8 protein-coding genes are annotated in these 9,153 nt (G+C 47.1%); 1 reads left to right on the top strand and 7 read right to left on the bottom strand.

Translation table 11 applies throughout. The annotated features are described in order from the left end of the window. Positions 1–155: 155 nt before the first annotated feature. From PCH05_RS26880 to terS, 7 genes are all read right to left on the bottom strand, one after another. The gene (locus PCH05_RS26880) at positions 156–722 is read right to left on the bottom strand and encodes a chloramphenicol phosphotransferase CPT family protein (RefSeq protein WP_127607777.1); all 567 of its coding nucleotides are present in this window, start codon (positions 720–722) and stop codon (positions 156–158) included. A 348-nt stretch (positions 723–1,070) separates the two neighbouring features. Further along, the gene (locus tag PCH05_RS26875; protein ID WP_164766816.1) at positions 1,071–2,255 is read right to left on the bottom strand and encodes a stalk domain-containing protein; all 1,185 of its coding nucleotides are present in this window, start codon (positions 2,253–2,255) and stop codon (positions 1,071–1,073) included. A 264-nt stretch (positions 2,256–2,519) separates the two neighbouring features. Then, the gene (locus tag PCH05_RS26870; RefSeq protein WP_127607772.1) at positions 2,520–3,722 is read right to left on the bottom strand and encodes a macrolide family glycosyltransferase; all 1,203 of its coding nucleotides are present in this window, start codon (positions 3,720–3,722) and stop codon (positions 2,520–2,522) included. Positions 3,723–3,862: 140 nt separating this feature from the next. Then, a complete protein-coding gene (locus PCH05_RS26865) occupies positions 3,863–5,035 on the bottom strand; it encodes an FAD-dependent oxidoreductase (RefSeq protein WP_127607770.1) in 1,173 nt (390 codons plus the stop codon). A 256-nt stretch (positions 5,036–5,291) separates the two neighbouring features. Next, positions 5,292–6,389, bottom strand: coding sequence for a phage portal protein (locus tag PCH05_RS26860; protein ID WP_246049970.1), 1,098 nt, complete (start codon positions 6,387–6,389; stop codon positions 5,292–5,294). After that, entirely contained in the window at positions 6,382–7,833 is a 1,452-nt protein-coding gene (locus tag PCH05_RS26855) for a phage terminase large subunit (RefSeq protein ID WP_127607768.1), read from the bottom strand. Before PCH05_RS26855 ends, PCH05_RS26860 begins: the two co-directional genes overlap by 8 nt. Then, on the bottom strand, positions 7,826–8,704 hold the full coding sequence (terS, locus tag PCH05_RS26850) for a phage terminase small subunit (protein WP_127607766.1): 879 nt from the start codon (positions 8,702–8,704) through the stop codon (positions 7,826–7,828). Before terS ends, PCH05_RS26855 begins: the two co-directional genes overlap by 8 nt. Before the next feature lie 80 nt (positions 8,705–8,784). Between terS and PCH05_RS26845 the strand changes: the two genes are divergently transcribed. Beyond that, the coding region (locus tag PCH05_RS26845; RefSeq protein ID WP_164766815.1) for a hypothetical protein at positions 8,785–9,153 on the top strand (369 nt) is incomplete at its 3' end.

Below are 9,153 nucleotides of genomic sequence, written 5' to 3'. Positions count from 1 at the left end.
TATCTAAATTTGATACTTCATCCATGTTATTGTTGTCCTTCTCCTCCGAAAAAAGTAATTAAACATTGAAATATCTTTGAAGTTTTTTCAAAGGTTTGCACAAATATTGCCCGAGGCGTATCAAGCTGTTACACGATGTTTCCTTGAGGAAACTATTAAATCATTTCTTTCGTTTTTTCATATAATCTTCTAAATGCATTTAAATGATTAGCTGGCAATTTAAACTGCATAATTTGTTCTGCACATTCTTGCATTGTGTTTTCAAAAGTATTGACTTCTAAGTCATATATTCCATGTCCATGAATCCTTTCCAATTGCCACTTCGCCTGTCCTATATCTCTATCCCCTCTATCTTTTTCTCGACGTTCCAATTCATGTAGAGGACAATCGACCCGAACAAAAACCACTGGATAATCCAACAGAATCTTCACGCATTCCTCTAGCCATCCATTCTCTTCGGGAATGTCTAGAATAACATGATCTATAATCACATTGAGCCCTGCATCACTGAACGTTTTGATACTGTTGTGCATCGCTGAAGCACACTTCCGAAGGGTGTCCCAATAGTTGTTTTCTAAATATTTTTCTGGTGCCATATTTTCGTAGACATCTATCGATAGATGAAAATATGGTTCGCCGCATAATTCTTGCAATTTCTTGGTTAGACTTGTCTTTCCTGAACTGGATGTTCCGTTCAAGAAAATAATTAGCCCTTTATTCATAGATCTCTTCCTTTACTTGTTTGGAATATACTTCGGGATGTTCACATTACTCCCATACTAAAATAGCGCTTATACTTCCCGCTGAGCTATATTTGTAAATTTCACATCATGTCTCTTATATCCATATTTAGAAAATATAACACCCTTATTTTACCATCCTTTAGCTCGTTTCCCTACTCTTTTCTCCACTAAACAGTAAAGACCCCCATGAACATCTCGTTTTACTAATGGTTTCTACAATTCAACCGACTCGGAGTTCAATTTTACTTAATAAAAAAAGCCGCGATTATCGCGACTTTGTATGCGTAACGTCACCCCAATAGCAGTTTTGCATTGGCTAAATCAGTATTACTCTACTTCCACCGTGAATTCAGCCCATTGTGTCATCGACGGTCCATGTTCGGGGAAGGGGATATACGCAGGGCTTATGACTCTAATCAGATAACTTCCTTTTTCGCTTAATGTAAACGAGCCAGCGAATTTTCGATCCTTAATGGGGAGTTCGAAGCTTTTCGTTACCTCATATACCCGATAGCTATCCTTGCTTGACGGTTGATAACGTTCAACGCTTACGGTCAATTTATCAAACAGGTCGTTATGCTGCAGGATACCCCCCGATATATCAATCTTTTCTCCGGGTTTTGCTTGAATATATCCTTGGCTTGGACTTGTAAAAGAGATATTATCTGTCCCTTCTTCCAATAGGGTCACCGGGATCGAGGCGGAGTCGGTTACTTTTCTCTTCACTGTGACGACTTTGCTGCCAGCCGATACGGCAGTTAGCATGATCGGATTGGGCCCTGGACGCAATTTCGCAGTAAACTGCATCCGGTTATACATCCGTCCATCCATGGATATGTCTTTGTCCGTAACCTTGCCTGTTTCGCCGCCCCAGGCGCCGTTTCCTAATGAGTACATGAATTGCGGGATATACATATCTTTCTGATACAGCATGGTAAACGTATCGCTCGCTTGATCGGTTTCCCATTCGGACTTCAATACTTCGATGACTTTATCGCTCCAGTTCCAAGTCACCGTGTCCTTCACGGTTGATACAGACATACCTAGCCAGGATAACGCCCGAACCGGCACGTACGCCTTTCCCGAAGCAAGAAAAGGAGCCGGAATCTTCTCGCCTAACGCGCTTCCATCCGGTAGGTATACATCCCCCGAACCGATCTGGAAGGTCAGATTAGTGAACGGCGGCTGCAGCTCCGGATGGATCAAGACATGGATCTGCCGTTTTGCGGCATCCCAGGTTACGCTATCCGCGGCACCAGACTGCTGAAGAGTGCGGAGAGGAACATATACGCGGCCTCCTTTGAGTATGGGGCGGTCCGCTGTAATGGCCTTACCGTCAAGTATTGCATGTTTTCCTTGAAGATCGAATTTCATTTCATGCTTTACTCTGTACATTTTCGCCACATCACCACTTGGTTCCATGAAAGAGGTGGGGGCAGCATCTGCAAGAGCAGTCGATCCAATGCTTAGGGCCACGGCTGCAGATACGACAAGGCATAACCATTTCTTCATCTTCATTCAACCCTTCTCACGTCATTTTTTCCTTCTAAATACTTTAACGTGACAATATGGTTGTTTGTTGCATAGGGTCGTTTCCAAAACTTTGCGAAATTCCACAATTCTATTTCTATCCTTATCCAGGCCAAAGAACAGAAAGACAGCCCGCTTCCGCGGCTGCCTTCCCATTATCTTGTAATCGTCAGTCATCGTTTTGTTTTTAACCGGAGATGTTATGATTAAGCATTTTTGAATAGTGATAGGTTCCTGCTTTGTTCTCTATAGCTGGAACTGACTTTTATATTCGAAAATCTCATCCACTGCCCGCTGATAACCGCCTGAATTCCGGAAGGAATCACTAATATGCACAGCAGCTTCCCTATAAATCCGGAGGCTTATCACTTGTTCTGCGGCTTCGTGTAGTTGCTGTGGAGTCAAGCTTGTCCTTTGCAATGTAATACCCGCACCCATATTGGCTACTTGCTTCGCGATGATCGGCTGATCCGCGCTTAGTGGAATGACGATGAGCGGAACCCCGCAATAAAGACCTTCATGGGTACTGTTCATTCCGCCATGCGTAATAAAACATTTTGTATATTTCAGTACCTCTGTCTGCGGAACATAGCTTTTTACAAAGAAGTTTGAAGGGATTTCCCCTAAGTCCGACCGTTGGACCTTATTCCCAATCGACATGACTACCGTATGTTCTGTATTTCCGAATGCCTCGAAACACAGCTTATAGAAATCTATCGCTTGATTTAAGACCGTGCCCAGTGAAATGTAAATCGGTTGTTTTTCCTTGATTTCCGTGAGATCGAAGGTTTCTTGGGTTAATCGCGAAGAGATGGATGGGCCTACAAATCTGTACGATGGGTCGAATGCTCCTCCATCCGGTTGAAACTCTCGTGTTGTATATACAATGGTAAGCGGTGCAGGATTACAGAATACTTCATAGGGAGAATCGATCTTCACATCGTATTTGCCCATCAACTCTGCCGTTAGGGTTAGAAATGTATCCTGAATCGGTTTTACGATATCGGACGGGACGTTTTCATAAAAATGCTGCATCTCATGACCGAATGATTCTTCACTCTGCGCAAAAGAAGAACAAGAGTTAATGGCGGGAAGCTTAAGCAATTGGGCGATCAATCGTCCGCAACCAAACATGGAATCATGGATGATGTAATCAAACTGCTCTCCGCGGATCTGTTCTAGAACGCTTGGAATGACGATATCCGCCGTATGCAAAAGACCGTTGACTCGCTCGAGCAAATAAGTTCTCCCGCCTGAGATGAAAGCCCGGATGAATTTTTGATCGTCAAACGTTCGAACGGTTGCTCCCGTCTTCTCCATGCGCTCCCGATAAGCTTCAATACAAAAATAAACGACTTCTTCACCACGCGATATGAGCTCTTGCACTACTCCAATCGTCGGATTGATATGTCCTTCGGAACCTCCATTAATAAATAATACTCGCGACATCGCTAACACTCCTTAGATAAGCTGTTGTTTATATTATATAAGAGTAAGGACACGGTTTCATATCTTCGTTGGAATCAGATCATGGAATCAAGTTTTTCATCTCACGTCGAAACCCGATATATGCTTATAAAATCATACTATCAAGCTTCGCTATGCTCCGCTCCGGCGAATTGATTCATCCAATCAGCGAGCTTCTCAGCCGCGTTGTCCGAGAACATCATGCGGAGACTCTCATCCGTTAGGCCCGCTTTCTCCGCTGCGTAAGCATACATATTCTCTTCGTATTCCTGGATGGCTTGATGTATGGTTTCATTTCGAATGATGGCAGCCGCCAATTCGCTTGCATCAAGCATGGCCAAATTGACACCTTCGCCTGCAAAGGGAGACATAAGGTGAGCGGCATCTCCAATCAGAGTAACGCCGGATTGGCGTTTCCATCGGTAACCGATGGGGAGCATGTACACCCTTCTAGGTATTAAGCGGTCTTCCGCGCAGCGGATATATTGTTTGGGCATCTCGTTCCAATCCTCGAACAGCTCCAACAGGCGTTGTTTCGCAAGGTTCGGTTGGTCAAACGGAATGCCGCTTTGCTCGATCCAGTCCCGCTCCACCTTTAAGCTGACATATACTTTGATCCGGCCGTCGCCGTTCAGCTGTGCGATGATGGCATGTTGATCGCCCATGGCGAACATTTTTCCGTTGCCGTTGTACGCAGCGAGCTCCGGATAACGCTCGGCCGCATGGAGAATATTCAGCTCCACCATGGTAACACCGGTATATTCAACATTCGTGTCCGAAATCAAGGAACGCACTTGAGAAAAGGCGCCATCCGCTTCGACAAGCAGGTCAACGGTATCCGTGCTTCCATTTTCAAAATGAAGTTCTGTTGTACCGTTCTCGAGCAAAACCGACCGCTCCAGCTTATATCCGTAACGAATGCAATTGGTATCTATAGCGCTAAGCAAAAGGTCGCAAAGCTCGCCCCGATCGATTTCCGGCCGGTCCCAATTGTTTTCATCGTCCACCTCATCGATATGCACTTTCCCATTTTTATCGATGACCCGCAAGTTTTGATCTTGATATCGGGCAGCTGCCTTAAATTTATTAAGAAGTCCCGCCGCTTGAAGGGCTTTCTGTCCGGATTCCTCATGAATATCAAGCGAACCCCCACGGTCGCTATTCATATTATAAGGTTCCCGTTCATAAATTACTGGCTGAAAGCCGCTGCGCTGCAAAATCGCGGCGAGTGTCAGTCCTCCCGGACCCGCTCCAATAATGGCAATGCGTTTTTGTTCAACAGATATATGATTCATTGTATCCAACTCCTATACTCTATTTTGTACAACAAGCAACGATCGCAGATGCTTCAACAGGTGAGCATCGGTGTCTTTTGTTGTATACGTATAAGATAGCCCCTCATTATGAACTCAATATGAACGATGAAAAATAATTTTGTTGAACTATATCCGAGTTATTACATATATTTTCACATTCTCGGGCTGAGAGATCATTGCTAATACCCTCCGACACATCAACTGCCAGCTATCCGAAAATCCTTTACGTTTCCGCTCAATCTTCGGAATGAAGACCGGCTTCTGCTCCTGCGTGCTGGCCAGTGAGGATGGCGTGTTTACGCCGAGTTTCCGATGCGCTCAAGATGCAATAAAAGACGAATTCAAGAAGTGCTGTAGCATCGCCAGTGGCCGACTTCGCTTCTATGAACGAAGCATCATCCTCAGCAGCGAGAATCAACTTCTCATGGCCATTTAGATTGATGCTACCGCCTTTCTTTGCGAACTCAGCCGCATTGCTTATTCCAAAATTATTCCGGAGAAAAGCATCCACGTCCTTGAGCTTGAGCTTCAGCCGGGGCGTACTGTGCATCTTCGATCCTTGGATAGCGTGTAGGAATACGTCGTGATAGACCTTAAAAAACGGCTCGACGGATTCAAGATCGGATTTCCCAAATGCCATGGTTTCGTCGGCTTCGTTGCGGAAATGGACAATCGGTATGAATCCCCAGGGATTTGTGATCTCTCCGGCCTCCAACTCAGGCGGTTTGTCGCCTTCGATAACAATCTTCCGACGATCGGCACTGATCCGCTGCTTAATGATCGCCCGCCGCTTCACACCTGTCTCGTCCGTCCATTCGTTGGTTGATTCCAGGATATATTCGATCGGTTCTCCCGTAAGCGGATCTCGATTTATTCCCTTCACCTGCTCAGGTGGGATGATATTGTATACGATCCTTTTTCGCTCTTCCGGGTACAGAGAGTTGGTGTTATCCTCTCTTGTAAGCCATACGAAGCAGTCCGCTTCTCTGATCGCATTCAGATGTGTCCTTTGCATGCGGCTGCGGTTCTGCTTTGCAAATTCCTGCAGCCGCTCCTGGGCATCCTCGTCCGCGGACTTGATCTCCGGCAGCCCCATAAAGCCGACCGTCGCGTTGACGATCTTTTTGGCAAAACCAGCACCAAGCTTGTAGTCTTCTGCCGTGTTCTCGTATAGCTGCCTGGCGAAGGTGTAATCGACACGGGTCGAGTCTAACTTATATGTCCCGCCGATCGTTCCGCCGGTTAAACTCCAGCCGAGACCGTTAAACAGATTCACGATACCGCCGCGGAGCCTGGACATCTCGCCGCTGATCTTCCCCCAAAACTTAGCCATAAACTTTCCCTCCTCTCAACAGTCCGGCGGCGGCCGGATTCATAATTGTTCCAGTCTTGGCGAATGCCAAAACAAGCGCGTCCGCCCGGTCAGGAGATCGGAGGCCCCGCTTTTTCATTTCTTTTTTCGATTCCAGAATGATGCGCCCTTTGCTTGTTACCGTGTATTTCCGGGTAGAAAGCTGACCGATCAGATCCTCATCATTAGGGATTTGAATGTCACCGACCTGCAACAGTTCACGCACGTACGCCCAGGCTTCGGTACCCCAGTTATCATAATGCTCAGCGTCATCTGCTTTCCCACCGTTGTGGCAATCAACAACGTCGATGTACAACCCCTCTTCACGGACAACCTCCCGGATTCGGTCAGTTACGCCCCCGCCAACGCCGTCATCGTCAATCTTGATTGTGCAGCGCGGGCGGCCATAGGTTCGCATGAGTTCCTTCGCTACATTGATAGCCCATCCAGCTGTAACCATTGTGTCCTGCTTCGTATAGGTTCGTATAAACGGCACGAGAAAACCAATGCGCGGAACAATGACGGTCTCGTCATCCCCGAATCGGGCGACGTCGACGCCGATTTCGAGTTCGGCTGTATCCGGGACTGGCTGGCTCCATTCGCCCGTGTCCTCATCCAGGATCCGGATGTATACTTCCCTCGCCGTTGCCGCTTCTGCCAACTCCAAGGGAATAAAAGTATCCGGCTCCGCCCGGGGGAATTCACCATCTACCCGGACGCGGACGACGTCGCTGTCACGGCCGTATTTCCGCTCCATCATTTCGATGTTCTTCTTATTAGTCCTGCTGCTGTCCCTGCTCGATACCCGGTGGGTACGGTAATCACCACGGTCCTTGTGGTGGGAGTCATAGAAGACTCCACTGGTCCGGGTGGGGTTTCCGCACATCAGGAGTTTATTGTCCTCGCCGGAAAGGGTACCGATTATAGCTTCCATGATGTCATCCTTGACGCCGGATGCTTCGTCTACGATAAACAGCATATGATCTTCGTGAAAGCCCTGCATGTTTTCCGGCTTGGTCGCTGTGCGCGCCGTCGCAAACCATCGCTTTTCATGACCGATCATATAAACTTTGGTTTTAGTCCATTTCAGCAGGTTTTTAACCATCGAACGCTCTAACCATTTGGCGACCTCCGCCCATAGAACGTCGTGCAGCTGCTGCCGTGTTGGAGCCGTACAAACAATACGGGGATTAGGCCGGCAGCAAAGAAACCAGATGACCAATGATGCCTCAAGACCCGTTTTACCTACACCTTGGCCCGATCGAATGGAAACACGGGGGTGCCCGGCTACGTCGGCCATCGCCGCCCGCTGCCAATCATCCGGATCGAAGCCAAGCATGTCTTCAGCAAAGGCAACCGGATCGTCCCAATATAAATCAATGAGCGCAGACAGCGAAGACACTACAGAATATGGTTTACTACTCATCGCCCATCACCTTCAGCTTGCGGCGCTCGGCAACCTGGAGGATCGCATCCGTCCAGCTCGCAGTTGCTCCGCTCGCCCCTTGTTGCTTCTGCAGTTCGATCTGTAACAGGGCCGTCCGAACTTGCTTTTCTTCATCGACCGCGATAAGTTTATTCATTAACTCGATCGCCTTCAGCTTCTTGTCTTGGACACGCGTCAACGCTTCTTCAAGCTTCACAATATCGTCAATTGCCCTGTACTCCGTCTCCTCGATCTGAGACTCAACCATCTCGGTACGAGTAACGGGTATGGTCTTGGTAAGACCTGTCTTTTCATCGTGGATTGTCATGACATCTTTGATCGCCTTGAGCTCATTTAGCACCCGCCGCTGTTTCTCCGTAAGACCATTCATTAGCTTTCCAATACGCTGCAGCATACGACGCTCCCGTATGGTCAATAGCTTGATGGCCTCATCTGCCTGCTGGATCGGATCTGTATCGACCTGGTCAACCAGTTCCTGCTCATCCTCTTCAAGGGCGTCCATCCAAATCGTTTCATATTCGCCGGTGGTGACCGCCTTTTTGTTGCCAGGTGGACCGCCGGCGCCGCCCCGGTTTCCGACGGCATTCCGGTTACCGGACTTCGCACCTCCCCTATTACCTGTCGCATTTCTGTTCCCTTTTGGAGCGCCGCGACGTGGAGCGCTCCCTTTCTCTTCAAGTGGAGCGCTCCCTTTGAGATCCGCGTCCCAGTTGTCCAGCGCCTTCCATTTGCGAACCTTGTTATCCGCAATAGAAAGAGCGGCTGCGATGTCTTTTAGCTTCATCGTCCCGCCGCTCTCCACCCACACTCGCTTTGCTTCGTCCCGCTCGGGGCTACGTTCTCTTGCCATGTTACACCATCACCACCCCCACAGAACTATCAATATCTCTTAGGTAATGTCCGATAAAATATATAAAACTGGAGGCCATTATGGACTATAAACAAGTACAAAATATTGAAGAGTATTTAAGATCAAAAAAAACTAAGACTCCTGATGATATTAGTTTCGCCAGAAACCATGTATTGCTTATTAAAGATGAATTAGGGGAGGAGCAACTGTCGAATATTAAAATTTATTATCAGAGCCAGCTAGTTAATTCACCATTTGCAGCGAATTACTTAGCAATAATTGCTATACTTGTTTCTGTTATTGTATTCATGCTTAGCACTTTGTCCCCATCATCTAAAGCTGATATGATGCTTGTTGGAATAATTTCCCTAATAGTAATTATATTGATGCTCTTTATTAAATCATCTACTGATAAAATTGCGAAAAAAAATGTTACATATACAATCATC

This window comes from Paenibacillus chibensis (assembly GCF_004001045.1).
Taxonomy (GTDB): domain Bacteria; phylum Bacillota; class Bacilli; order Paenibacillales; family Paenibacillaceae; genus Paenibacillus_AQ; species Paenibacillus_AQ chibensis.
This window is presented reverse-complemented; position numbering and strand designations above follow the sequence as displayed.

Bases quoted from the DNA above. Each gene is read 5' to 3' on its own strand.
- terS (WP_127607766.1), bottom strand. From the start codon at position 8,704: ATGGCAAGAGAACGTAGCCCCGAGCGGGACGAAGCAAAGCGAGTGTGG.
- PCH05_RS26880 (WP_127607777.1), bottom strand. From the start codon at position 722: ATGAATAAAGGGCTAATTATTTTCTTGAACGGAACATCCAGTTCAGGA.
- PCH05_RS26875 (WP_164766816.1), bottom strand. From the start codon at position 2,255: ATGAAGAAATGGTTATGCCTTGTCGTATCTGCAGCCGTGGCCCTAAGC.
- PCH05_RS26865 (WP_127607770.1), bottom strand. From the start codon at position 5,035: ATGAATCATATATCTGTTGAACAAAAACGCATTGCCATTATTGGAGCG.
- PCH05_RS26855 (WP_127607768.1), bottom strand. From the start codon at position 7,833: ATGAGTAGTAAACCATATTCTGTAGTGTCTTCGCTGTCTGCGCTCATT.
- PCH05_RS26860 (WP_246049970.1), bottom strand. From the start codon at position 6,389: ATGGCTAAGTTTTGGGGGAAGATCAGCGGCGAGATGTCCAGGCTCCGC.
- PCH05_RS26870 (WP_127607772.1), bottom strand. From the start codon at position 3,722: ATGTCGCGAGTATTATTTATTAATGGAGGTTCCGAAGGACATATCAAT.